Source organism: Marinomonas shanghaiensis (assembly GCF_003259175.1).
In the GTDB taxonomy this organism is placed as follows: Bacteria; Pseudomonadota; Gammaproteobacteria; order Pseudomonadales; family Marinomonadaceae; genus Marinomonas; species Marinomonas shanghaiensis.
The window spans coordinates 1-26,311 of the sequence record NZ_QGOK01000031.1; the positions used below are offsets into that span (position 1 = coordinate 1).

Genomic DNA, 26,311 nt, shown 5'->3' on the forward strand with positions numbered 1-26,311 from the left:
CGGCGTATCGTGAACAGATTGAAAAAGCCGATCCTGAAACCCTACTGGAATGGTCTGAACGATTGCTTTTTGCCGATAAAATAGAAGACATCTTTCATTGATTTTTGCACAGTACCTTCCCCTTGTGTCTTTGAAGGGGAAGGCTAGGATGGGGTTGTTTCCCTGTCTCTTATCCCTTCCAAAACGTAGGTCAGATGAGACGAGGCACGAGGCGTAATCAAACATTTCCAACCCACATCATTAAACGGCACATTACACTTCGTTCATGATGCCCTACGAAACCAACATATCCATATAACAAAAAAAACTTACCAACGCTTACTTTACAAACATTTTTCAAACACATTGTTTGCATAATTTAACAGCCTGAATTATCATCGTTCACCAATTGAACACCCTCCCAAACTGCCTTATTTAATCCAAGGATAAGGGATGGGGGGAATGGATTTTTGTTTATAAACACAATCAATAACACCGGAGGAAACGCATGGATTGCACTCACACATCTTCATATACGCCATTGCGCCTACCAATGGTGGCTTCTTATTGGTCAAACACAACCCGCAGCCCTCTCAACCTAACACCACAAAGTGAGACGGTATGCTAGACGACGAATACCGCTACAAAATCCTAAAAGAGCTGCAACAAGACCCAAACATGAGCCAACGCGCTCTAGCCAAACGTTTGGAGATCAGCCTAGGAAAAACCAACTACTGCCTAAATGCTCTTATCGAAAAAGGCATGATAAAAGCCGACAACTTTAAAAACAGCACCAACAAAATGGGCTACCTATACCTACTGACACCAAAAGGCATAGAAGAAAAAATCGCCCTCACACAACGCTTTTTACAACGAAAACTGAAAGAACACGAAACCCTAGAAAAAGAAATAGAACAACTGCGCCAAGAAGTAAAAACATAACGTGTTACTTGTAGGTCGGCCTTTAGGCCGTCAAAATATGGGTCGCGACGGAGCAATTAAAAATGAGATTGACAGAGGATAAGGTGCAAGCAATAAAGCAAGTGGTTGCCATGCTCGCTGGTGAAGACGCAAAAGTAACCTTATTCGGCTCTCGTGCTGATGATAATAAAAAAGGTGGAGACATAGACCTACTGATTACTGTAGATCATGTGGTTGAACGCCCAGCCGTACTGTCATCAAAAATAAGCGCACGTCTTATTCGACTGTTCGAAGGTCGTAAAGTAGACGTCTTATTGTCTGCGCCTAATTTACAGTGTTTACCAATACACCTTATAGCGCAGGACAAGGGTATTTCATTATGAATCAATCTAAGAAATAGCATTATGAAGCCAAAAAATAGCACCGTTGATAAAATAGAAAGAGTCGGCCTTTAGGCCGTCAAAAGGTGTGCCACGGCAAACCTCTGCATTATGTAGATCGCGCCCGTAGGTCAGATTGGCCTAGAAACGCGTTATGTAGGTCGGCCTTTAGGCCGTCAAAAGATGTGCCACGGCAAACCACTGCATTATGTAGATCGCGCCCGTAGGTCAGATGAGCCTAGAAACGCGTAATGTAGGTCGGCCTTTAGGCCGTCAAAAGATGTGCCACGGCAAATCACTGCATTATGTAGATTGCGCCCGTAGGTCAGATGAGCCTAGAAACGCGTTATGTAGGTCGGCCTTTAGGCCGTCAAAAGATGGGCCACGGCAAATCACTGCATTATGTAGATCGCGCCCGTAGGTCAGATGAGCCTAGAAACGCGTTATGTAGGTCGGCCTTTAGGCCGTCAAAAGATGGGCCACGGCAAATCACTGCATTATGTAGATCGCGCCCGTAGGTCAGATGAGCCTAGAAACGCGTTATGTAGGTCGGCCTTTAGGCCGTCAAAAGATGTGCCACGGCAAATCACTGCATTATGTAGATCGCGCCCGTAGGTCAGATGAGCCTAGAAACGCGTTATGTAGGTCGGCCTTTAGGCCGTCAAAAGATGTGCCACGGCAAATCACTGCATTATGTAGATCGCGCCCGTAGGTCAGATGAGCCTAGAAACGCGTTATGTAGGTCGGCCTTTAGGCCGTCAAAAGATGGGCCACGGCAAATCACTGCATTATGTAGATCGCGCCCGTAGGTCAGATGAGCCGAGGTACGAGGCGTAATCTGACGATGTAAATTATTTGGTAATTAACCACAAGATTTCAAAGAATATGGAAACAATTAAATGAAGTTTTTAGTCACCGGAGCCGCAGGCTTCATTGGTATGAATGTGTGCAAACGCTTGCTAGAAGCAGGCCATGACGTGGTCGGCCTTGACAGTTTAAACGCTTATTACCTACCTGTGCTAAAACAACACCGCCTCGCGCAATTGTTGCCTTATGAAAACTTTCGTTTTGTAAAATTGGATCTCGCAGACCGTGAAGGCATGGCTCAGCTGTTTGCAGAAGAGCAATTTCAGCGAGTGATTCACCTCGCTGCGCAAGCGGGCGTGCGTTATTCTTTAGAAGCCCCCTTTGAATACGTAGACAGTAACCTAGTTGGCATGATGACCATCCTAGAAGGTTGCCGCCAAACCAAAGTGGAGCATCTTGTTTATGCGTCTTCTAGCTCTGTTTACGGTATGAACGCGAAAATCCCCTTTAGCGAATCCGATACGGTCGATCATCCCGTTTCCTTGTATGCCGCCACCAAAAAAGCCAACGAGTTGATGGCACATTCTTATTCCCATCTTTATAACATCCCAACGACAGGGTTACGCTTTTTTACCGTATATGGTCCTGGCGGTCGCCCTGACATGGCACCTTGGTTATTCACCGAAGCTATTTTGAATGACAAGCCGATAAAGGTATTTAATCACGGCAAAATGATGCGTGACTTTACTTACATCGACGACATTGTGGAAGGCGTGCTACGCATTCAAGATGTACTGCCACAAGCGCAACAGAGCCAAGGCACGACAGCGCCTTACGCGATTTACAATATTGGCAATAACCAACCCATTCAACTGTCGGAATTTATCGAAGCAATTGAAATCGCCTGTGGTAAAACAGCCGAGAAAATCTACATGGACATGCAACCGGGTGATGTACCAAAAACCTATGCAGACACGGCTCAACTAGAGGCTGCAGTAGGATACAAACCCGCCACAACGATACAAGAAGGCATGGTCAAATTTGTTGAATGGTACAAAGCTTTTCAGAAAGAGTTATAAGACTGTAGATCGACAAAGATATTTTGTAGGTTGCGCCTCGTAGGTCAGATGAGACGAGGCACGAGGCGTTATCTGACGCATGATGCGTGCTCTGACAATAAACGACGTAACTATAAACACGTCGTCATCTGGCAAATGACTTTATATATTATGGAAAACACAATGAAAAAATACAAAATCGCCATTGCCGGAACCGGCTACGTTGGCCTATCGAATGCCATGTTGCTAGCACAGCACAATGATGTCATGGCGGTGGACATTGTTCCTGAAAAAGTTGCCATGCTGAACAACAAACAGTCACCGATTGTCGACACGGAAATAGAAGATTTTTTAGCCAATAAAACACTGAACTTTAGCGCGACGTTAGACAAACAAGCCGCCTATAAAGACGCGGAATTTGTGATTATTGCCACGCCAACGGATTACGATCCTAATACGAACTACTTCAACACCAAGTCGGTTGAAAGTGTCATCCAAGACGTATTGGCGATTAACCCCAATGCAGCCATGGTGATTAAATCCACCGTCCCAGTGGGCTACACGAAAAGCGTGAATGAAAAATTCAACACGTCGAATATTTTCTTTTCGCCTGAATTTCTACGAGAAGGCAAAGCTCTACATGACAACTTGTATCCGTCTCGAATCATCGTCGGGGAGCGCAGTGAGCGCGCCGAGGTCTTTGCGGGCTTGCTGAAACAGGGCGCTCTAAAAGATGAGATCGACATCCTCTTTACCGACAGCACAGAAGCCGAAGCCGTTAAACTGTTTTCCAATACCTATTTGGCCCTTCGTGTTGCCTATTTCAATGAGTTAGACACTTATTGTGAATCCCATGGCCTAGACACCAAGCAAATCATTGACGGCGTGTCATTAGACCCGCGCATTGGCAACCACTACAACAACCCCAGCTTTGGTTACGGTGGCTACTGTTTGCCAAAAGACACCAAGCAGTTGTTGGCGAATTATCAAGACGTGCCCAATAACCTAATACGAGCGATTGTGGATTCGAATTCCACGCGTAAAGACTTCATTGCTGACTCTGTGATTAAGCGCAACCCTAGAGTAGTGGGTATTTATCGACTGGTAATGAAAACCGGCAGTGACAACTTTAGAGCCTCGGCCATTCAGGGCATTATGAAACGCATCAAGGCCAAAGGCATTGAAGTAGTGGTTTACGAGCCAGTGTTAGAGGAAACGGAATTCTTCCATTCGAAAGTCATAAAAGATCTAGCCGAATTTAAAAAAGTAGCGGATGTGATTATCGCCAACAGACAAGACAAGGTTTTGAATGATGTGATGGATAAAGTGTATACGCGTGATTTATTTGGGAATGATTAGTTACGCGAAGATTGATCGAGACGAACTTCGTAGGTAAGTAAAAAAGATCAAACCGTAAGCCAGGTTAGTCGAGATAAGAACAGTGATCTGATTTTAAACAGTAAGCGTTATTCTTCTATAAAAGATCTTGGATAACTATGGTAAAAACGATGACGAAATTAAAATAGCCATTATCGAAATTTTCCATAAAAAATATCAATGAATATTTTTTGGAAATATATAAAAAATTAAACTGAGTATCATTTGGTAATGTCAAATAAAAAAATTTTTAAAAATACGCTGTCGCTTTATATGCGACAAATTATTATTATTTTTATTACTCTCTATTCAATGAGGGTGGTTCTTAATGAGTTTGGTGTAGCAGATTTTGGTGTTTATAGTGTTGTTACGGGGTTTGTAACATTATTGGCTTTTTTACCAGGAAGTATGGCAAGCGCAACGCAGCGCTTTTTTTCATTTGCTATGGGCAAAAAAGATATAGTAAAGTTGAAACAAACATTTAGTGTCAACTTGGCTATGTATGTTTGTGTGGCTTTGCTAGCATACACGTTACTTCAATCGATCGGGCTTTGGTATATTGAAGAGCATTTGAAGATCCCCGATAGCCGTTTTAACGCAGCTCTAGAGCTTTATCATTATATGTCCTTGTCATTTGTAATTTCGGTTTTTACCGCGCCTTTTATAGCGATTTTAATCGCACATGAAGACATGCATCTTTATGCGCTATTGTCAGTGATTGATGCTGTTTTTAAATTAGTTGCCGCAATTTCATTAGCCTATGTTAGTTATGATTTGTTAGCTTACTATGGAATGGCTCTTTTGATCGTATCTGGATTGCTTACTATCGCGTATATCTCTATATGCTTAAATAAATATCCAGAATGTCAAATGAGTAAGCTTTATTGGAGTACGACAATATTTAAAGAAATTATTGGTTTTACTATGTGGACTTTACTGGGGCAGTTGAGCACTATATTTAGAAATCAAGCTGTAACTGTTCTAATAAATCAAATTTTTAATCCATCTACCGTAGCCGCCCGTGCTATTGCCTTGAATGTAGCTAGTCAAGTCGGGATATTTTCAAATAATTTAAATACAGGTTTGTATCCGCCTATTATAAAGGCTTATGCGGAAAATAAGAAAGATGAAATGATGAGTTTGGTTTTTAATGGATCTAAACTGACTTTCTTCTTGATGTGGGTGTGTGCTTTACCTATTTTGCTTGAAATGGAAATGATTTTAACGCTTTGGTTAAAAACACCACCAGAAGAGGCAATATTTTTTACTAGGTTGGCTATTGTTGAATCATTAATATTGGCAGTTAGTATGCCTTTGACCACTGCAGCAAGAGCACCTGGTAAAATGGCGGCGTACGAAATAATTCTGGGTACATTCCAAATTGCAATATTTTTTGTATCATGGTGGTTTCTAAATTTAGGATATTCCGCTGAATGGGTTTTCTACGTTGCAATCGTAGTCAGCATTATTATGTTTAAAGTACGTTTGCTGCTAGTTAGCTATTTAACGGATCTTCCGATAATATCTTACTATCAAAAAGTGGTAGTGCCTGTTTGTTTAGTTTTAGTCATTTCCATATCACTTAGCCTTTTATTATTAAATAGCTTACCAAAAAATCTATATGCTTCTTTTTTGGTTATTTTATTTTCTATCGGTATTTCTACGTTAGCGATGTATTTTTTAGGTTTAGACAAGCTTTGGCGTAAAAAGATAGTAAGTATACTGGCGAACAAGTTTTTTAAATCTGGAGAGATACGATGAAAGTTTTAGTTCTAGGTGGAACAGGAGCGATGGGCATTCATCTTGTACGTATTTTGGTGGAGCAGGGGTATGAGGTTTTTGTTACTTCTCGTCATCGTTCGGGCACCTCTAATAATCTGAATTTCATCCAAGGAAATGCTCATAATATGGAGTTCTTGAAAGGGTTGTTGAATCAGGTTTGGGATGTGATTGTAGATTTTATGATTTATAACACGCAAGAGTTTCAACAGCGGCATGCTCTAATTCTAGACGCAACAAAACAGTATTTTTATATCAGTTCTTCTCGTGTTTATGCAAAAGTTGACGGCCCAATAAATGAATCCTCCTCCCGTTTGCTGGATGTGATCGAAGATAAAGACTATTTAAATACTGATGAATATGCTTTAACAAAAGCAAGGCAGGAAAATCTACTGTTCGAAAGCAATCATAGAAACTGGACAATCATTCGCCCTTATATTACATACGATAATGAGCGCCTTCAACTGGGCGTTCTTGAGAAAGAAGATTGGTTATACCGTGCCTTACAAGGCCGCAGCATCATTGTAGCCAGAGATATTCAACATAAAAACACTACATTGACTAGTGGAGAGGATGTTGCAAAAAGTATTTTTTCCTTAATAGGACAGGAAGCCGCTTTAGGTGAGGCTTTTCATATAACCAATGATCAGAGCATTAGTTGGCAACAAGTACTGGAGATTTATCAGAATGTGTTATCTAAGCGTGGATTTAAGAATAACATTGTAGAACAAGAATTAGAGAGTTTCCTTGTTTGGCGAAAAAATAAATATCAAGTAATTTACGATCGACTATTTGATCGAACGTTTAATAATCAAAAGATAAATCACTTTATTGATACTTCAACATTTATTTCACCGCAATATGGTTTAGAGCAATGTCTTGAAAGTTTTTTAGATAATACCCCCTGTTCATTTAAATCAATCGATTGGCGAGAAGAAGCACTTAAAGATAGGGCTACAAGAGAATGTACGAACTTTAGTGAAATCTCAGGAATCAAACAGAAAATCAAATATCAATTATTTAAATCCCTACCAGAAGTAGGAAGGTTGCTAAAACGATGAAATTTTACACAACGACAGAAAAAAATGCGCTGATTGTGATATCTTTACTTAAAGCTCATGGAATTCGCTATGTAATTGCCTCGCCTGGTAATACAAATACTGCATTGATTGGTAGTATTCAGAAGGATCCTTTTTTTAAAATTTACTCAGCTGTTGATGAACGCTCTGCTGCTTATATGGCATGCGGTTTGGCCGCAGAAACAGGTGAAGTTGTGGTGCTTAGCTGTACTGGAGCAACTGCATCAAGAAACTACGCTCCTGGCATGACGGAAGCCTATTATCGGAAATTGCCAGTATTAGCAATCACTTCAACTCAACAGGTAGCTCGTATTGGTCATCATGTGGCGCAAGTTATTGATCGCAGTGTAATTTCCAATGATATTGCTAAGTTCAGTGTAACCTTACCAGTAGTCAAGGATGAAGAAGATTTTTGGGATTGCGAAATCAAAGTGAATAAAGCTATCCTAGAGTTAACTCGTCACGGTGGTGGACCAGTACATATTAACTTGCCGACTACCTATAGCCTACCGTTTACAGAGAAAGAAGATATTAATTGCAAAGTAGTGAATCGTTTTACTTTAACAGATCAACTCCCCAAGCTTAACTTAAATAAGCGTGTTTCAATTATTGTTGGTTCACAAAATACTTGGAGTATAGAAGCTACAGAAGCATTAGAGATATTTTGTGAAAAATACAATGCTGTCGTATTTTGTGATCATACAAGCGGTTATAAAGGCAAAAATCGCTTGCTCATTTCGCTTGCTGCTGCACAAGAACTTCACTCAAGGACTGAACTCAAATCGGATTTAACATTGCATATTGGAGAGGTGACGGGTGATTATCCTTTGACAAGTATTACAGGGAATGAAGTTTGGCGAATTAGTTTAGATGGTGAAATACGCGATACATTTCGTAAGCTTAAATATGTATTCGAAATGTCGGAGATGTCCTTTTTTGAGCATTATGCAGAGCAATCTAGCCAACAGTCTACAAATGCCTACTACAATCAATGCATTAATTTTTTGAAATCAGTGCAGAGTAAAATACCAGAAGTTCCATTTTCTAACGTTTGGCTAGCGTCAAAGTTAGCAGCGAAAATACCACCAGGGTCTGCAATACACTTTGGTATTCTTAATAGTTTAAGAACGTGGAACTTTTATGATTTACCAGAAACTGTTACATCATTTTCAAATGTTGGTGGTTTTGGTATTGATGGTGGTGTTTCTTCTCTACTTGGCGCATCTTTAGCAAACTCAAATAAGATCTATTATGGTGTCATCGGTGATCTAGCATTTTTCTATGACCTTAATGCTATCGGTAATCGGCATACAACAAGTAACTTGCGTATTCTTCTTGTTAATAATGGTAAAGGAACAGAATTTCGACTTTATAATCACCATGCTTCACATTTTGGTTCTGAATGCGATGAATTCGTTGCGGCAGCCGGACATTATGGTAATAAATCAAGAACCTTGATTAAAAATTATGCTGAAAATTTAGGGTTTGAGTATTTTTCTGCAAATAATAAGCAAGAATTTGAAGTAGCCTATCCAAGATTTCTCGAGCCAGAAGTAACGGATAGGCCCATGCTTTTTGAAGTTTTTACTGATAGTGATGAGGAAAGCAAGGCGTTACAGATAATGCATAGATTAGAAGTTAGTACAGAAGGTAAAGCAAAGAATACTCTACGAAAAGTGCTTGGGCCTAAAGGTATTGATGTCGTGAAAAAAATGGTGAAGCGATAACTATGAAGATTGCTATTCTAACACAGCCACTGCACAACAATTACGGTGGTAATCTACAAAATTTTGCTTTGCAAACCACTCTTAAAAAAATGGGGCATGACCCTGTTACTATTGATCGCCACCTTACTATCAAGCTAAGAACAAAGCTTAAGCTAGGCTACTTCAAAAACTTAGCTTTATACCATATAAAAGGCACAGCAAAACCCTTATGGAAAAATTATTTCATATCAAAAAAAAAGCAAGCATACGTACGAGAAGATATAAATTATTTTATTGATCAGCATATCAATAAAACTCCTCGACTATACTCTGATGCGTCCGTTGAGAATACTTTTTTACAAAACGATTTTGATGTAGTGATTGTAGGTAGTGACCAAGTATGGCGGCCTATATATTCACCTAATATCTATACATACTATCTTGATTTTCTTCAAGAAAATAAAAAGATAAAAAAGATTGCTTATGCTGCTTCATTTGGTACAGAAGAGTGGGAATACAGTCAAGAACAGACTACTCGTTGTAAAGATCTAATTCAGCAGTTTGATCTGGTGACAGTGAGAGAAAAATCAGCTGTTCAGCTTGTAGCTGAGAAATTAAATAAAAAAGCCGAGTTTGTACTAGATCCAACACTTCTATTAAGTAGGAAAGATTACATGCAGTTATTTAATGGTAAAGGATTACCAGAAAATAAGGGGATATATACCTATATACTCGATAGTAGTGATTTGAAAACTCAAGTCGTTGAAATAGCAAAAAAGACATTGGGTCAGGCACTATTTAGTTACCAATGTGACGAGCAGAATGTAAATGGCGGGAAGTTACTCAGTGTGGAAGGCTGGGTCAAAGGCTTCTCAGATGCAAATTTTGTTATTACTGATTCTTTTCATGGTTGTGTGTTTTCGATTATTTTTAACAAACCATTTATAGTCATAGGTAATATAGAGAGAGGTTTATCAAGATTCTACTCTCTGCTAAATACTTTTAATTTAATGGATAGGTTAGTGCTTGATGATGAGAAAGCTGTTTTTGAATTAGTGAATAAAGAAATAGATTGGAAGTTCGTGAATTCTCTACTTACAAAACATCAGAGAGATTCGATTGCAATTTTAGATGGATATATTTAGTTGGCTGTTTTAATATGTAAGAAAATAAAAGTTTTTTCGATTTTGGCGCATCTACCAGATTAAACGTTTAAATACTATTGCTTTTTAATTTTTAGAGTGATAGATGTAATTAGAGATGGGTTATGATTTATATATATGAGATATGTTGTCTTTAGTTGCTGTATGATTTGGTTTTTATAAGTTTAAATTGTTGCTATGGATGTTTTGTTTTTAAATAGAAGATTAAAATAGTCCTTCATGTGAAAAAAATACATTATATAGGTTCTGTTCGTTGAGTCTTTTATTTAGAATATTCCAAATTATTTTTCTGTAAGGCTTTAATGAATTCTAGCCTAATGAAACTAAAGTATTTGACTGTACTTATTGGTTGTAAAAATTTTATCTGTATTAAAGATAAGTTGTTTTAACTGTTAAAAAACTAGGATTCCAATGGAAAAGCCATTAATATCTATAATATTGCCGACTTATAATGTAGCTGCACATATAGAAAGGTGTCTGAACTCTTGCCTGAATCAAGAATTTACTAATTATGAGATAATTATTGTAGATGATTGTTGTACAGATAATTCAATTGAAATTGCTAGTTCTTTTGCATTCAAAGATAGTCGTATAAAAATAGTTAAGCATGAAAAGAATTTAGGGACATACCATGCGCGTAAAACAGGGACTTATAGTGCTAAAGGTAATTTTATTCTTTATTTGGATCCGGATGATGAGTTGACTAACAAATCATTAACCACTTTCAGTGAATTAATAAAAAAGTATCCATATCTAGATTTATTATTGTTTAATTTTGAAATTATACCAAGTGTCAGATTTTGGAATGTAAAGCCAACAGTTCCCTGTGGTGTTTTTAAAGAAAAAATATCGCATGAAATTTTAAAAGAAAATAGATTGACATATGGAACTCCTGGGAAATTATATTCAAAAAAATCTGCAATAAAGGGGTTCGATTGCTTGTCTGTTGGAGAAAATATACGGCTGGTTTATGGTGAAGATGCATTAATTTTTTCAGCTATTCTATTAAATGCAAATTTTGCTGTTGGGGTAAGTGATGTTTTATACTTGTATTATCAAAATGAAACATCTATTACAATGACAAAAGGAGATAGTGCTATTTTTGATAGAATACAGCAATTGGAATTAGTTATATTTCATTTGAATGAGCTTAAGAATAAGTGTCAAATGCCTAGTAGTGTGGAAGTTTTTATTAATAGAATGGAAGTGGATAAGCTTAAGTTATTTAAAAAAGTTGTAAAAACAAATTTTGATTATTTAAATGTGATGTTTAAGATTGTCCTTAAAGGTAAATCCTTTATTGATATTGTTAGAGTCTTCATCTTTCTTCTAACGCTAACAAATAAAAAAATGTAAATTATATTTTCTTAGAAAAAATGCGTCATACTAATAATGTTGTGTTTTTAAAGGTTAATTGATTTTTAAGAAAATAAAGTGTTTATGTTTTGTTGAATGATTTTTTTTGTGTGAATTACTAAAGCTAACATTAGTTTCGGTTGATTTTTATTGGGTCTAAGCGTGTTTCTATATTTTATAAAATAAATGATTAAAAAGGATTCTAATTAGATTTCATGATAAAATTTATTTTTTAGATCATAAGTAATGCGTTGTTTTACTGGAAGTTGTCTTTTATTAGGATGTAAGTGATTTTTATGCTTAATTCTATGAATTTCAATTAAATTTTTTATATTGTTTTGGGTGGTTTTTTGAAGGTTTCTCAGGTTTTATATTCAGGTTTTGGCGGGCATGGTAGTGTTGCATGGGGTGTTTATCATGGCCTGAAATCAAAAGGGTATGATCTGGAAATGCTTTTTTTTGGTATTGAGCCAGTTGCAACTTCTTATAAAGAGCTATGTTGCAAGAATAATGTTTCTTATAAATATATACGATCAATTAGAAGATTGTCTTTTTTATCTTGGTTTAATGTTTTTTTTCGACTTTTATTATCAAAACCAGATGTAGTTATTCTTCATAGTGTTGTTACTTTACTTCCATGTCTTATTTATGCAAAGTTACTTGGTAAAAAAATTATCTTTGTTGAGCACCAAGCTAATAAATTAAAAAATAAAAAAAATTTTATTATTTCTCGATTAGGTATGCGTTTTTCCGATAAGGTTGTTTATTTAACGGAAGGTTATAAAAAAGAAATGCTATTATACCTAAAAAAATCCTTTAAATCGGAAAAAGTTGCTGTTATATCAAATGGTATAGATGAATGCTTTTATACATCTAAAAATCAACCTGCACTTAGTTTAGATAATAATGTTATCCATATTGGTATGGCTGCTAGATTTAACGAAATGCGTCATCAATCTTTTCTATTAGATGTTATTAAATTACTCTCTGAGAAGAATTTAGTGGCGAAATGGCACCTTAGCTTAGCGGGGGATGGCCCAACTCTTAAAGAAGTAAGAGATAAAGTTGTTGAACTTAAACTTGATAATCAAGTAACACTAAATGGCTATTTAGATGAGCAGAGTTTAGTGAAATGGTTTAATGATTTGGATATTTACGTACATGCAACTGCTGGCGAGACACTAAGTACATCAATGCTACAGGCTATGTCCTGTTATTTACCTATTGTTGCATCAGACGTAGATGGCGTTGCTAGTTTAATGTCATATAGACCTAAATTTGGAGAGTGTGTCAGTCCTTTAGATGTTAATGAGTTTTCAGAGGCTATTGAGAAAATTGCGCTAGATAAATCTCTACGATATGAGTATTCAAAAAATTCTCGTTTAGTAGTAGTAGATAACTTTAGTATGGATGCGATGTCAAAGCGTTATGATGACCTTATTAAAAGTTTAGATTGAACGCCTTAAGTCTATAATGATTTTTAGGTTTTTTTTACTTTATAATGCTATTCTTATTTAAAAGATGTGTTGAATTTTTTATTATATTAAATATTTTTTTCTATATAGTGTGACATTTTGATGGAGATAATAGATATATTTTTTAATTGATTGTTGAGCGAGTTTGATAAAAAATTTTAAAAAAAGAGGCTTTGGGATTGTTAAATATATTGCATGTTATTACAGCGCCATGTGGTGGCGGAGCTGAAGTTTTAGTGCGAGAGCTGGTTTCGCGCATGAATGACAATGATGTTCAGTCGTCGGCGCTTTATTTTAATACAAATTCCCCCTGCGCTAAAAATCTTGTACTAGAGCCTAATGAATCTAGCTTAAATGTTGGTTTTAGGGATCCGAAAGCCATACTCTTGTTGCGTGGTGTGATTAAAAAACAACTTGAGTTGCATGATAATTTAATTGTACATGTTCATCTCATTTGGCCCATGTTGTTTGTCTCTCTCGCAGTAATAGGATTACCGGTAAAACTTGTTTATACGGAGCATGCGACGTCAAATAGTCGCCGAAAATACCCGCTCCTTAGGTACATTGAAAAGTTGTTTTATCGCCGCTTTGAAAGAGTGGTTTGCATTTCTGCGGGTACGAAACTGGCGCTTGACCAGTGGTTGGGAAGTAAACTGGCAGCAAAGAATGAGGTGATTTTTAATGGATCAAGATTGTATTCTGTAAAAGTAAGAAGATGCCCCAATAATACGATCAATTTTATTTCTATTGGCTCCCTTGTAGGGCATAAGGGGTTTGATCGTACTATTAGGGCACTTGCTGAATGGCGCAATAAGGACTGGCAATATCTCATTGTCGGTGAGGGACATGAAAGGCACAGTTTAGAAACCCTTATTGCAACGCTTGAGTTATCTGACAAGATAAAATTAATCGGATGGTCTGATCAAATTGAGCAGCATCTGCATACTGCAGACATACAATTAGTTCCGTCACACTATGAAGGTTTTGGTTTGGCCGCAGTAGAGGGCATGTCGACTGGTTTGCCGATTATCGCTGCCAACGTGAGTGGGCTCAATGAGGTGTTGGCTGGTGCAGGTCAAGCCGGTTATTTAGTGGATAATCCAGACAGTGATAGCGAGTGGCTTGACGCGATTGAATTAGGCTTAACAGCTTTGCAGCAGAATACAGAGCAAGTCGTCCAAGATGCGAGAAACAATGCTGAACAATTCAGTCTTGACAGAATGGTTAAAAATTATAAGAAAGCCTATTTTTCTTTAGGTTCTGATAGTGAAAATTAAACTAAAATACAAAGTTGATAAAATTTGGTTCGCGTATTTTGTCATCAAATTTTTTTATATGCTATTTGCCCTCTTTGTGTATTCAAAGCTGACTACTTTGGGAGACACTTATCGTTATCTTCGTGGGGATGAAGCTTTTGGTCCGGGATTATGGCGAGATTCCACAGCTTTGATGGATACATTTGGCTATTCTTTTTCGTTATTGTTAGGCCCTGTTTTGGCGAATATCCCATTTTTAGTGCTTTCTTGTATTGGTGTGTATTACCCTGTAAATCGATTAAACTTAACTAAAAATCAATTGATTGTGTTGCTGGCTCTGTTGTCCGTCCCCAGCTTTGGTGTATGGACATCCATTATTTCGAAAGAAGCTTTTGGTGTTTTCTATCTAGGGATTATTCTCGGGTTTTTTATTGATTATATAAAAAGAAAGCCTAATAAACGACATTTTTTAGTTATTTTTTGTGTTTATCTCTGTGCTCTTTTTAAACCGCAGTATTTGATTGGTATTGCCGCACTCTTTACTTTTGTTTTTATTTCACGAAAGTTTTCTCTCCGTGGATTCGGAAAAACGGTGATCTTGGCTCTGTTTTTTGTGTTTTCTTTTTTGGCTCTTTATATTTTTAGAAATGAAATAAATGAATTAAGCTTTATTATACCTATGCATTTTAGTCTGGATGCAGGTTCCACCCGAGAAAATACCATATGGGTGAATGATTTTGATGTGTTTCGAAATGCACCCTATGGTATGTTTATTGCCTTCTTTGGGCCCACTTTATCGGAAGCTTTGTCTAAACCCACGCATTTATTGGTTTTTATTGAAAGTGCTCTTATTGTAGGGGTATTTTTATGTGCGCTGTTAAAGTTGTTATTGATCTCTTTTAATACTGGGCGTTTGAATGTTTTTTTTGTCGGTGTGTTTTTAACGGCCACTTTGTGGATACTCTTTGTGCATTATCCTTTTGGTGCCTTAAACCCGGGTTCTGCCATCCGCTATCGTGAAAATTTTTATGCTTTTTTGGTTATTTTGTTTTACTTTTGTTATATTGAAGTTAAGCGAAACTATTTTTACTATCGTCTCGAAAAGTATCGGTATAGATATTTGTCTGAAAAAAAGGCTATGGATTATTAAGCGCATGCTATCTTATGGCCGAGAAAAGTTTAGTATTAAAAAAATATTTTTATCTAAAAAAGGTTTCTATCTATGTGCGGTATAGCTGGTTTCATCGGCAAGCGTTTATCGCCCATAGACGATTTAACTTCTATGGTTGAAAGTATTCCCCATCGTGGACCGAATGACAGTGGTCTATGGGTTGATGATGATTTTGCTGTCTGTTTCGCCCACGCACGCTTATCAATACAGGATTTAAGTTCAGCAGGGCATCAGCCGATGCACTCTAAATCTGAGCGTTATGTTATGATTTTTAATGGTGAAATATACAATCATTTAACATTGCGTGAAGAACTGACTGGGACCGCATCAGGTGACTGGCATGGTCATTCCGATACCGAAACCTTGTTGGTCGGTTTTGAGGTATGGGGAATAGAACAGACCATACAAAAGTGTGTTGGTATGTTTGCTATCGTCCTATGGGATAAAGTGCTTAAACAGTTGATCTTGATTCGGGATCGATTTGGTGAAAAGCCTCTTTATTACGGGTGGCAGCGCGATACTTTTCTGTTTGCTTCTGAGTTAAAAGCGCTTAAAGCTCATGCCAGTTTTGAAGGCCGCATTAATCGTCAGGCGTTGTCGTATTTTTTTCGTTTGAACTACATACCAACGCCCTTATCCATTTACGAAGGTATCTTCAAGTTAGAGCCGGGTATTATTGCTGTTTTTTCTCACGAGGGGCAGCTGGTTTCTAAACAAACATTTTGGGATGCCAGTCACGCTGTTCCTCTGCAAAATTTTTCCGATCATGATGCCATTGATAAACTAGATGACCTAATTAGACAGTCCATTCAAGATCAAGCGTTGTCGGATGTGCCATTAGGGGCTTTTTTATCCGGAGGGGTCGATTCGTCCACTGTGGTGGGTATTTTACAATCCATCTCTACTCGTCCAGTCAAAACCTTTACGATCGGGTTTGACCATGCGGATTTTAATGAAGCGAGTGAGGCCGCAGACGTTGCAAAACACTTAGGAACGGATCATGTTGAGTTAATTGTTAGCGCAGAAGATGCTCTAGCAATTATTAACCAGTTACCTGTTATGTACGACGAACCTTTTGCAGACGCTTCTCAAGTGCCTACGTTTCTGGTTTCGCAGTTGGCTAAAAAGGAGGTCACTGTGTGTTTGTCTGGCGATGGCGGTGACGAACTGTTTTGTGGTTATAATCGCTATCATTACACCGCTAAAGTTTGGTCGCATCTAAGAAAAATCCCCTTTCCAATCAGAAAAAGACTTTCGAAGTTACTAACGCTTTCGCCTTCTTCTTGGGATGTTCTAAGTAGAGCTTTAGGTTTGAGTACCAGATGGCCAAATTTAGGCAACAAAATTCAGAAAGGTGCTCAAGCCTTACTGGCCAGAGATATTGAAGACCTTTATACACGGGTTGTCTCCAATTGGGACCTAGATGAGCCTTTGGTTAAAAGCACCGTGGTTGAGAAATTGCCATTTTTGTCGGGTTTGGCAGAACTGACACATCTCAATGATTTAGAAAAAATGATGTTATGGGACAAACAATCTTACCTAATGGACGATGTTTTAGTGAAAACAGACCGTGCAACGATGGCGTGCTCATTAGAAGGGCGGGTTCCCTTGTTAGACCACCGCATTGCTGAGTTTGCGGCCAGTTTGCCGATGCATCTGAAATATCGAGAAGGTAAGGGAAAGTGGCTTTTACGAGAAGTGTTGTATCGTTATGTGCCGAAAAAATTAATTGAAAGGCCAAAAAAAGGGTTTAGTTTACCCATTGCTGAATGGTTGAGAGGCCCTCTAAAAGATTGGGCGAATGTTCTGCTGGATTCTGAACGTATTGATAAAGAAGGCTTTTTGTCGTCTGAATTGGTTCAAAAGAAGTGGCGTGAACATTTAGCGGGTAAACGAGACTGGTCGTCGCAGTTGTGGAGCGTTCTAATGTTCCAATTATGGCTTGAGAAAAACAAATGAATAAAATGGCTTTTGTGGTTAATAATGCCGCTTACTTTGTGTCGCATCGCCTGCCGATTGGCTTAGCTCTGCTTGCTAAAGGTGTGGAGGTGCATGTCATCGCGCCGGGGGAGTGTCCTGTTGCACTTTCTGATGCCGGTTTTACGTATCATTCTGTGGAAATGTCGCGTAAGGGGATGAACCCTCTTGCTGAACTCTCTACGGTTTTTGCATTGCGCCGTCTTTTTAAACAAATACAGCCTGATCTTGTGCATTTGGTCACTATTAAGCCTTATCTGTATGGCGGTATTGCTGCGCGTTTGGCGGGCGTCACGGCGGTGGTTTCGGCGGTAGCGGGTTTGGGGATTTTGTTTTCTGGTCAAGGCTTAAAAAACAAAGTATTGCGCTCCATTCTTTATCCGCTTTATCGCGCGGCGTTTACGCACAAAAATCAAATTGCCATTTTTCAGAACCCTAATGATCGTGATTTATTAGTGGATTGGGGTGTTTTGAAGCGAGAAAAAGCGACTCTCATACGAGGAGCTGGTGTTGATTTAAAGCATTATCCTTATCAGCCTGAACCTGTTGGTGTACCTGTTATCTCATTTGCCGCTCGATTATTAAAGGATAAGGGCGTTCAGGAGTTTGCAGAAGCCTCTCGGATACTAAAACAGCGTAACATTGAGGCACGCTTTTGGCTGATTGGTGACCCAGACCCAGGTAATAGCAATACTGTCACATTGGATCAGCTAGCAGCATGGAAAGCCGCAGGATTGATAGAATGCTTGGGATATCGGTCCGATATTGCTGATTTGTTTTCACAGTCAAATATTGTGTCTTTGCCTTCGTATTATGGTGAAGGCTTGCCTAAAGTGTTGATAGAAGCCGCAGCCTGTGGCCGTGCTGTTGTCACCACTGACCATCCAGGCTGTCGAGATGCCATCGAACCTGATACAGGTGTTTTGGTTCCTATTCGAGATGCAGAGTCTCTAGCGGATGTTTTTCAAGATTTGATCCTAAATGTTGAGAAAAGAAAAGTGATGGGGCAAGCAGGTCGTGCATTGGCGGAGCGTGAGTTTGCTATTGAGAAAATTATCGATATGCACACGACAATCTACAGTACATTATTAGGCAAACCCTGCTGAAAGATCGCGGTTACTTTGTTTGTTTATGGCGCTTTTCATGAAGAGACAGAAAACTTTAAAAGTAATGAATGCGGTGGTCAGCAACTGACAAAATAACGTCTCAAGTGAAACAGTGGGCAAAGTCTATATGTGTGATTTTTTTTGGGAATGACTAAATGAAAATCTTAGTGACCGGCGGCGCCGGTTTTATTGGTTCTGCGGTTATTCGTCATCTCATTCAAAACACGCAAGACAGTGTTATTAATGTCGACAAACTGACGTATGCTGGAAATTTAGAGTCTCTTGTTTGCGTTGCTGATAGTGCTCGTTATGCCTTTGAGCAAGTGGATATCTGTCACCGCGCAGAGTTGAATCGTGTTTTTGCTACCTATCAACCCGATGCGGTAATGCATCTAGCGGCCGAAAGCCATGTTGATCGCTCGATCACAGGCCCTGCTGATTTTATTCAAACCAATATAGTGGGAACTTACACATTGTTGGAAGCGGCTCGCGAGTATTGGAATACTTTAGAGGGAAGTCGTAAAGCCGCTTTTCGCTTTCATCATATTTCTACAGATGAAGTGTATGGTGACTTACCTCACCCTGATGAAATGACTGGTAATCTACCATTATTTACTGAAAACACACCTTATTCACCAAGCAGTCCTTATTCTGCGTGCAAAGCATCCAGTGATCATTTGGTACGTGCTTGGCTACGCACTTATGGCTTCCCTACAATGGTGACAAACTGTTCCAATAATTATGGGCCCTATCATTTTCCTGAAAAGTTGATTCCGTTGGTTATTCTGAATGCACTAGAAGGTAAGCCTCTGCCTGTTTATGGTAAAGGCGATCAAATACGTGATTGGTTGTACGTAGAAGACCATGCTCGAGCCTTGTATAAAGTTGTAACGGAAGGAAAAGTGGGTGAAACCTATAACATAGGCGGCCACAATGAAAAGCAAAACATTGACGTGGTGAAGACCATTTGTGTGATCTTAGACGAACTTCGTCCTAAAGAAACGCAATACGCGGAACAAATTACGTTTGTGACAGATCGTCCAGGTCATGATCGCCGCTATGCCATCGATGCATCAAAGATTAGTCGAGAGTTGAATTGGCAACCACAGGAAACCTTCGAAACAGGTTTGCGTAAAACGGTTGAGTGGTATTTAGCCAACCAAGATTGGTGCAACAATGTTCAAGATGGTTCTTATCAGAGAGAACGTTTAGGGGCTTTATAATTTTAAATTGTGAATGTTTAATGTTGAATTTACAGCATTTAAGCAGCTAGCAAAGCACATGGAGCGTGTATGCAAAATCAAAATGCAGTATTAGATAAAAGTTTTCAATTCTCTATTCGTATTGTGAAACTGTATAAGTATTTAGTTAAACAACATAAAGAGTTTGTGTTATCTAAGCAATTACTCCGTTCAGGGACATCGATTGGTGCGAATGTAAATGAAGTACAAGCTGCACAGAGTAAAGCAGACTTTACTGCAAAAATGAGTGTTGCTAGCAAAGAAGCACGCGAGGCGCAGTATTGGATTAATTTGCTCATTAAAACAGATTACCTGAACATAACAGAGCCATACGTAGAAACGCTATTAGTAGAAAGTAGTGAGCTAACAAAGCTATTAACCAGTATTGTAAAAACATCACAAGGTAAGAAATAACAATATTTATGGCTAATTCAACATTTAACATTAACAATTCATCATTAAACAAGATGAAGGGGATTGTTTTAGCGGGAGGCTCTGGTACTCGGCTTTATCCTATTACGATTGGGGTATCTAAACAACTGCTGCCTGTTTATGATAAACCTATGATCTACTATCCGCTGTCTGTGCTGATGTTGGCCGGCATTCGAGAGATACTGATTATCACCACTGCAGAAGATCAAGCGAGTTTTCAGCGCCTTTTAGGTGATGGCTCTAAATTCGGCATAGAATTAAGTTACGAGGTGCAGCCGACTCCTGATGGGCTTGTGCAAGCTTTCATTTTAGGTGAAGACTTTATTGGCCGTGATGATGTGTGTTTAGTATTAGGTGATAACATTTTTTATGGTCAAGGGTTTACCCCTAAGTTAAGACAAGCCGTAGAAAATGCGAAAAATGGTCAAGGTGCGACGGTTTTTGCCTATCAAGTAAAAGACCCTGAGTACTTTGGTGTCGTGGAATTTGATGACAATAAAAAAGCTATTTCAATAGAAGAGAAGCCCGTCAAACCAAAGTCTCATTTTGCGGTGACGGGATTGTATTTTTACGATAATTTAGTCATAGAATTAGCCAAACAGGTGCAACCATCTAAGCGTGGTGAGCTGGAAATTAGCAGCCTAAATGACATGTATCTCAAGCAGAACAAGCTTAATGTGGAAATATTGGGGCGTGGTTTTGCTTGGCTAGACACGGGAACCCATGAAAGCTTATTAGAAGCGGCGCAATTTGTTGAAACCATAGAAAAGCGCCAAGCCTATAAAATAGCCTGTTTGGAAGAGATTGCTTTTAACCAAGGTTGGCTGAGTAAAGAGGCAATAGTGCAATTGGCTAAGCCGCTACAAAAAAATAGTTATGGCCAGTATTTACTGGAAATAGTTAAGGAAAAAAAATGAGCTTAATCCAATTAATAGATTTTTCCCCTTTGGGCGATGAGCGTGGCTCATTGGTTGCTTTGGAAGGCTTAAAATCTGTTCCTTTTGAGATTAAACGAGTGTATTACATTTTTGCCACTCAACAGGGTGTGTCTCGTGGTTTTCATGCTCATAAGCGGCTGAAACAAGTTGCGGTTTGTGTGACAGGTCGCTGTCGTCTGGTGCTAGACGATGGCAATCAACGTGAAGCGGTTTGGTTAGATTCACCAACGAAAGGCATTTTGATCGAAGAAATGGTATGGCGTGAAATGTATGACTTTAGTGAAGACTGCGTGCTTCTATTACTCGCCAGTGAGTATTATGACGAAGCGGATTACATACGCGACTACGCTGATTATATTGAGACAGTAAAAAAATGATTGTGATCGCGGGGAAGAGCGACATTGCTGTTCATGGTTTGATGTTAGCCATGCAATATTTTAGCTTGGATCAAATTATTGTCGTGCCAAATAAAAGCGATCAAGGTGTTGATACGTGGCAGCCGTCATTGATCAAAAAAGCCCATGAAAAAGGGGTTGCTGTTAAAACACTGGCTGATGTCTACGAAAGTAAAGTGGATGTATTTTTGTCTTTAGAGTTTGATCAAATTATAAAGCCAGAAAAGATAAATACCGATAGCGTTTACAATATACATTTTTCAAAATTACCTCGTTATAAAGGGATGTATACTTCTGTGTGGCCTGTTTTGTTTGGTGATGACGTATCTGCTGTCACCTTGCACAAAATAGATCAAGGAATCGACACGGGGGATATTTTATATCAAAAAGTCTTTGCCCTCGAAGAACACGATAGAAGTCAAGACTGCTATAGGAAATATCTAAAAAATGCGATTGAATTACTCTCCGATAATTTTGAAAAAATAATTCATAATAAAATAACTTCATACCAGCAGGATTCTGCTTATTCGACTTATTACTCTAAAGCATCAATCGATTATAAAAGCATAGCCATCGATTTTAATAAAACAGCTTGGCAGGTGAAAAGATACGTGTATGCATTTAGTTTTCGGCCTTATCAGTTAGTAAGTATAAATGGTAAAAAAGTTACAGAGGTAAAAATACTAACGACTAAGTCTCTTTTGGTGCCTGGAAGTTTACTTTCAGAGAATGAAGAGAGTCTTGTGTATTCAACAGTTGATTACGATATTGAGCTATTTTTTGATAAATTAGATGTATTATTGCGTCTGATTCCTGCGATTGCTGTAAGTGAATTATCCTATTTTATGCCAAACATATTAGGTGTTAATGATCGTAATGAAAAAGGCTGGTCTCCCATTATTGTTGCTGCTTATCATGGACGAAAGGATATTATCGAGTTTTTGCTTGAAAAGGGGGCTGATATAAATGATCGAAATTATCATGGTACGACCGTGCTAATGTATGCAAAGGACTATGCATTAAAAGAAAAAGACAGCCATTTTATTCCATGGCTTTTGCAGTTAGGTGCTGATCCAGGGTTAAAAGACTGGTCTGAAAAGAGCATTGACGACTATATAACGAAAGATCAGGCTGATTTTTTGGGGTTACTATGCTAGAAATTCCGTTTTTGGATTTAAAAGCAATCAATTATCAATATCGTGAAGCGCTAGTTGAGGCCGCTTCTCGTGTTATTGATTCTGGTTGGTATATACAAGGTGCTGAAGTAAAAGCCTTTGAGCAAGAATTTGCGGCCTATTGCGGCACGAAGCATTGCATTGGTGTGGCCAATGGATTGGACGCCCTTACTCTCACGCTGCGTGCTTGGAAAGAGCTAGGTTTGTTGATAGAGGGGGACGAAGTTATTGTCCCTGCGAATACCTATATCGCCAGTGTTCTCGCGATCACTGAAAATCGCTTGGTGCCGGTATTAGTTGAACCAGATATTTCAACTTATACTATTTGTCCTATTCATCTCGAAGCGGCGATTACCCCAAAAACACGAGTGATTTTACCGGTACATTTATACGGTCAAATGGCGGACATGCCCGCTATCATGCGTATTGCTGAACGTTATAATATGTTGGTTTTAGAAGACTCAGCACAAGCCCATGGTGCGAGTATTAATGGTATAAAAGCCGGCAACTGGGGGCACGCGAGTGGCTTTAGCTTTTACCCTGGAAAGAATCTTGGCGCACTTGGGGATGCGGGTGCGATTACGACGAATGATGATGAGCTTGCGTCTACACTTAGAGCGCTAGGGAATTATGGCAGCCATAAAAAATATGAAAACTTATACAAAGGCGTAAATAGTCGCCTAGACGAAATGCAGGCGGCCATTTTGCGCGTCAAACTACGTTATTTAGATACAGAAATAGCCCAACGCCGCAAAGTGGCTGCTGCCTACATTACTGGAATAACCGACCCAGCGATTACGCTTCCAATTCAACATTCAACATTCAATATTGAGCATTATGAATCCCATGTTTGGCATCTTTTTGTTATTCGTAGTAAGCAGCGTGACATGCTGCAACGCTATCTTGCAGAAAACAAAATACAAACATTGATTCACTATCCTATACCACCTCACAGGCAGGTGGCTTATGAAGCGTCAAAACTTGGTATGCACCCACTCACAGAAAATATCCATAAGGAAGTGATCAGCTTACCGATGAGTCCTGTTATCTTTCAGGATGATATAGATCTTATTATTGAGACATTGAATCGTTTCTCATGACACTTATTAAAACATCAGTGCTGAATTTTATTGCTACGGTGATTAAAATTATTTCGGGTATTATAATTAATAAAGCCATTGCTGTGTATATTGGGCCTTCAGGGTTGGCTTTAATTGGGCAATTTCAAAATTTTACACAATTAGTCATGACGGTCGCTCAAGGCGCTATTAATAAAGGTATCACAAAATACACAGCTGAGTATGCTAAAGAAGAAACGAAATTATCTATTCTTTTTAGTACGGCAAGTAAAATTAGTATGTTTTCTTCCGTCTTGGTAAGTGTTGGGGTTCTGGTATTTTATCAACATGCTGCCTCTTTTATTTTGAAAGATGAAAGTTATGCTTATGTTTTTTTAATATTTGGTTTTACACTTATTTTATTCGTTATAAATGGTTTTTTGCTTTCAGTAATCAATGGTTTGAAAGAAATAAATACATGGGTGAAAATTAATATTCTTCAAAGTGTTTATGGCCTATTTTTTACGACCTTGTTAATATTTTGCTTGGGTTTGAATGGTGCATTAATTGCTTTAGTCACAAATCAATCGGTTGTACTATTTATTGTTATTTGGATGCTGAGAAAGCATTCGATAATAAAAATAAAAAACTTCAGATCAGGTTTTGATAGTATTGAAGCGAAGAAATTAGCGGGTTTTGCCGTAATGGCGATTGCTACGGCGGTGACAGTCCCCATTTCTCATTTACTAGTGCGTGATTATATTGGGGAGAATTTAGGCTGGGAAGCGGCTGGTTACTGGCAAGCTATGTGGTACATATCAACTATGTATCTAATGGTAGTGACAACAACACTGAGTATTTATTATTTGCCTAGGCTTTCAGAGATAAAAGATAAGATTGAATTGAGGAAAGAGTTATTATTGGGTTATAAAGTCATTATGCCTATCGTCATTTTAATGTCGATAGCTGTTTTTATATTGAAAGACTTCATTATATGGTTTTTATTTACTGAAGATTTTGCTTCAATGAGATCGCTTTTTTTATGGCAATTGATAGGTGATGTTTTGAAATTGGCGGCTTGGTTGCTTTCTTATTTGATGCTTGCTAAAGCCATGACAAAAAGATTTGTTGTTACTGAGGTTGTTTTTAATTGTAGTTTTGTTTTTTTGTCCTTTTTTCTTGTAAATGCGTTTGGTTTGATCGGTATGAGTTATGCGTTTGCTTTTAATTATTTTTTATATCTAATCATGATGGTTTTAGCAACCAAAAAACAATGGTGCTAATTGTTGGTTTGATTTTTATGTGGTGGGTGGTTTTTTGAAAATATTGTTGTTAGGAGAGTTTAGCGCGCTGCATAAAAATCTTAAAGAAGGGTTGGTTGCCTTGGGGCATGATGTCACTATCGCGTCTGATGGTGATGGTTGGAAAGGAATTAAGGGTGATGTCTTTTTAGGTTCAAGTAAGAGTGGAGTACTTGGAAAAATAGACAAAGCCATTAATCTAATAAAGGTCATTCCTGTTTTTAAAGATTACGATGTTGTGCAGTTTATGGCACCTGTCTTGTTCCCCAATGTCTTGGGGATTAATCGATTTATTGTTAAAAATATAATAAAAAAAAATAAAAAAGTTTTTTTAGTCGCTGCGGGAGCAACCCCGCAAAATTCTGTCATTGCCGATTTTTGTGAAAAACAATTCAAGTACCCTCAGTGGTATCAAGAGATAAAGAAAGTTAACCCAACAATGTGGAGTCAAACGGAGAAGGGGAGAAAATATAATCGTTGGATGCTTGATAATATTCACGGTCTTATTCCTATTATGTATGAATATGCGCAAGGTTATCGTGATATAGGTTATAAAAAACTTTGTCCTACTATTCCAATTCCAATGAACATAGATAAAATTCACTATCAAGATAATGTGGTACAAAATAAGCTGGTCATTTTTCATGGATTAAACAATGAAGGTGTTAAGGGAACACCCTTGATTAGAAAGGCCATGGCGCGATTACAAGAAAACTACCCTGATGATGTTGAATGTGTTATCGATGGAAAAATGCCTTTAGAAACGTATCTTACCTTTATCAGACGTGTGAATGTGGTTATTGATCAAGTGTATTCAGTATCCGTTGGGGTGAATGGTGTCTATAGTCTGGCGATGGGGAAAGCCGTCGTTGGTGGTGGGGAAGCTGAATTTTTAAAAGAGTATGGTGTAACGAGTTCGCCACTTATCGCGATTCAGCCCAGCGTTGATGATATTTATCATAAATTAGAAAACTTGCTCAAAAGACAGGATGAAATGATAGATATAGGCAGAGCGTCTCGACATTTCGCTGAAGCCGTTCATGACTACAAAAAAGTAGCACAGCAATATCTTGATGTTTGGCAGGCTGATAATAAGGTTCTGTTATGATTAACCAATACTTGCCTCACCAAGCCAGCTTGGTACTTGAGTCAGATTTGGCGGGCGAGTTTCCATTATATCT

22 protein-coding genes are annotated in these 26,311 nt (G+C 38.3%); all 22 read left to right on the forward strand.

The window, feature by feature from the left end:
• Positions 1 to 600 precede the first annotated feature (600 nt).
• The 22 genes from DKT73_RS18715 to DKT73_RS18820 all read left to right on the forward strand — a co-directional run bounded on the left by DKT73_RS18715 (position 601) and on the right by DKT73_RS18820 (position 26,238).
• A complete protein-coding gene (locus DKT73_RS18715) occupies positions 601 to 921 on the forward strand; it encodes a MarR family EPS-associated transcriptional regulator (protein WP_111640042.1) in 321 nt (106 codons plus the stop codon).
• Positions 922 to 983: 62 nt separating this feature from the next.
• Positions 984 to 1,283, forward strand: coding sequence for a nucleotidyltransferase domain-containing protein (locus DKT73_RS18720; protein ID WP_111640043.1), 300 nt, complete (start codon positions 984 to 986; stop codon positions 1,281 to 1,283).
• A gap of 896 nt (positions 1,284 to 2,179) precedes the next feature.
• Positions 2,180 to 3,166, forward strand: a complete 987-nt coding sequence (locus DKT73_RS18725; RefSeq protein WP_111640044.1) for an NAD-dependent epimerase — start codon at positions 2,180 to 2,182, stop codon at positions 3,164 to 3,166.
• Positions 3,167 to 3,328: 162 nt separating this feature from the next.
• Complete coding sequence (locus tag DKT73_RS18730; RefSeq protein WP_198666668.1) at positions 3,329 to 4,504, forward strand: nucleotide sugar dehydrogenase; 1,176 nt, start codon at positions 3,329 to 3,331, stop codon at positions 4,502 to 4,504.
• 249 nt (positions 4,505 to 4,753) lie between these two features.
• On the forward strand, positions 4,754 to 6,283 hold the full coding sequence (locus DKT73_RS18735; protein WP_111640046.1) for a lipopolysaccharide biosynthesis protein: 1,530 nt from the start codon (positions 4,754 to 4,756) through the stop codon (positions 6,281 to 6,283).
• Positions 6,280 to 7,362 (forward strand): NAD(P)H-binding protein, encoded by a 1,083-nt coding sequence (locus tag DKT73_RS18740; RefSeq protein WP_111640047.1) that lies wholly within the window; start codon positions 6,280 to 6,282, stop codon positions 7,360 to 7,362. Before DKT73_RS18735 ends, DKT73_RS18740 begins: the two co-directional genes overlap by 4 nt.
• Positions 7,359 to 9,107, forward strand: coding sequence for a thiamine pyrophosphate-binding protein (locus DKT73_RS18745; RefSeq protein WP_111640048.1), 1,749 nt, complete (start codon positions 7,359 to 7,361; stop codon positions 9,105 to 9,107). Before DKT73_RS18740 ends, DKT73_RS18745 begins: the two co-directional genes overlap by 4 nt.
• 2 nt (positions 9,108 to 9,109) lie before the next feature.
• Positions 9,110 to 10,231: a polysaccharide pyruvyl transferase family protein gene (locus DKT73_RS18750; protein ID WP_111640049.1), complete on the forward strand. Its 1,122-nt coding sequence runs from the start codon at positions 9,110 to 9,112 to the stop codon at positions 10,229 to 10,231.
• A 429-nt stretch (positions 10,232 to 10,660) separates the two neighbouring features.
• Complete coding sequence (locus DKT73_RS18755; RefSeq protein ID WP_111640050.1) at positions 10,661 to 11,605, forward strand: glycosyltransferase; 945 nt, start codon at positions 10,661 to 10,663, stop codon at positions 11,603 to 11,605.
• Positions 11,606 to 11,955: 350 nt separating this feature from the next.
• Positions 11,956 to 13,062, forward strand: coding sequence for a glycosyltransferase family 4 protein (locus DKT73_RS18760; RefSeq protein WP_157959215.1), 1,107 nt, complete (start codon positions 11,956 to 11,958; stop codon positions 13,060 to 13,062).
• A 197-nt stretch (positions 13,063 to 13,259) separates the two neighbouring features.
• Positions 13,260 to 14,357: a glycosyltransferase gene (locus tag DKT73_RS18765; RefSeq protein WP_111640052.1), complete on the forward strand. Its 1,098-nt coding sequence runs from the start codon at positions 13,260 to 13,262 to the stop codon at positions 14,355 to 14,357.
• Positions 14,347 to 15,486, forward strand: coding sequence for a hypothetical protein (locus DKT73_RS18770; protein WP_111640053.1), 1,140 nt, complete (start codon positions 14,347 to 14,349; stop codon positions 15,484 to 15,486). Before DKT73_RS18765 ends, DKT73_RS18770 begins: the two co-directional genes overlap by 11 nt.
• Before the next feature lie 72 nt (positions 15,487 to 15,558).
• Entirely contained in the window at positions 15,559 to 17,466 is a 1,908-nt protein-coding gene (asnB, locus tag DKT73_RS18775) for an asparagine synthase (glutamine-hydrolyzing) (RefSeq protein WP_111640054.1), read from the forward strand.
• Entirely contained in the window at positions 17,463 to 18,590 is a 1,128-nt protein-coding gene (locus DKT73_RS18780) for a glycosyltransferase family 4 protein (RefSeq protein ID WP_111640055.1), read from the forward strand. Before asnB ends, DKT73_RS18780 begins: the two co-directional genes overlap by 4 nt.
• Before the next feature lie 155 nt (positions 18,591 to 18,745).
• Complete coding sequence (rfbB, locus tag DKT73_RS18785) at positions 18,746 to 19,813, forward strand: dTDP-glucose 4,6-dehydratase (protein WP_111640056.1); 1,068 nt, start codon at positions 18,746 to 18,748, stop codon at positions 19,811 to 19,813.
• A 69-nt stretch (positions 19,814 to 19,882) separates the two neighbouring features.
• On the forward strand, positions 19,883 to 20,245 hold the full coding sequence (locus DKT73_RS18790; RefSeq protein WP_111640057.1) for a four helix bundle protein: 363 nt from the start codon (positions 19,883 to 19,885) through the stop codon (positions 20,243 to 20,245).
• A 53-nt stretch (positions 20,246 to 20,298) separates the two neighbouring features.
• Positions 20,299 to 21,180: a glucose-1-phosphate thymidylyltransferase RfbA gene (gene rfbA, locus DKT73_RS18795; protein WP_111640076.1), complete on the forward strand. Its 882-nt coding sequence runs from the start codon at positions 20,299 to 20,301 to the stop codon at positions 21,178 to 21,180.
• Positions 21,177 to 21,578, forward strand: coding sequence for a sugar 3,4-ketoisomerase (locus tag DKT73_RS18800; RefSeq protein WP_111640058.1), 402 nt, complete (start codon positions 21,177 to 21,179; stop codon positions 21,576 to 21,578). The genes rfbA and DKT73_RS18800 overlap by 4 nt, the downstream gene beginning before the upstream one ends.
• Complete coding sequence (locus DKT73_RS18805; RefSeq protein ID WP_111640059.1) at positions 21,575 to 22,753, forward strand: formyltransferase family protein; 1,179 nt, start codon at positions 21,575 to 21,577, stop codon at positions 22,751 to 22,753. The genes DKT73_RS18800 and DKT73_RS18805 overlap by 4 nt, the downstream gene beginning before the upstream one ends.
• Positions 22,747 to 23,871, forward strand: coding sequence for a DegT/DnrJ/EryC1/StrS family aminotransferase (locus tag DKT73_RS18810; protein WP_111640060.1), 1,125 nt, complete (start codon positions 22,747 to 22,749; stop codon positions 23,869 to 23,871). Before DKT73_RS18805 ends, DKT73_RS18810 begins: the two co-directional genes overlap by 7 nt.
• Positions 23,868 to 25,112 carry an O-antigen translocase gene (locus DKT73_RS18815; RefSeq protein WP_111640061.1) on the forward strand — a complete coding sequence of 415 codons (1,245 nt, stop codon included), beginning with the start codon at positions 23,868 to 23,870 and terminating at the stop codon, positions 25,110 to 25,112. The genes DKT73_RS18810 and DKT73_RS18815 overlap by 4 nt, the downstream gene beginning before the upstream one ends.
• 34 nt (positions 25,113 to 25,146) lie before the next feature.
• A complete protein-coding gene (locus tag DKT73_RS18820) occupies positions 25,147 to 26,238 on the forward strand; it encodes a glycosyltransferase family protein (protein ID WP_157959216.1) in 1,092 nt (363 codons plus the stop codon).
• The last annotated feature ends 73 nt before the right edge of the window (positions 26,239 to 26,311 follow it).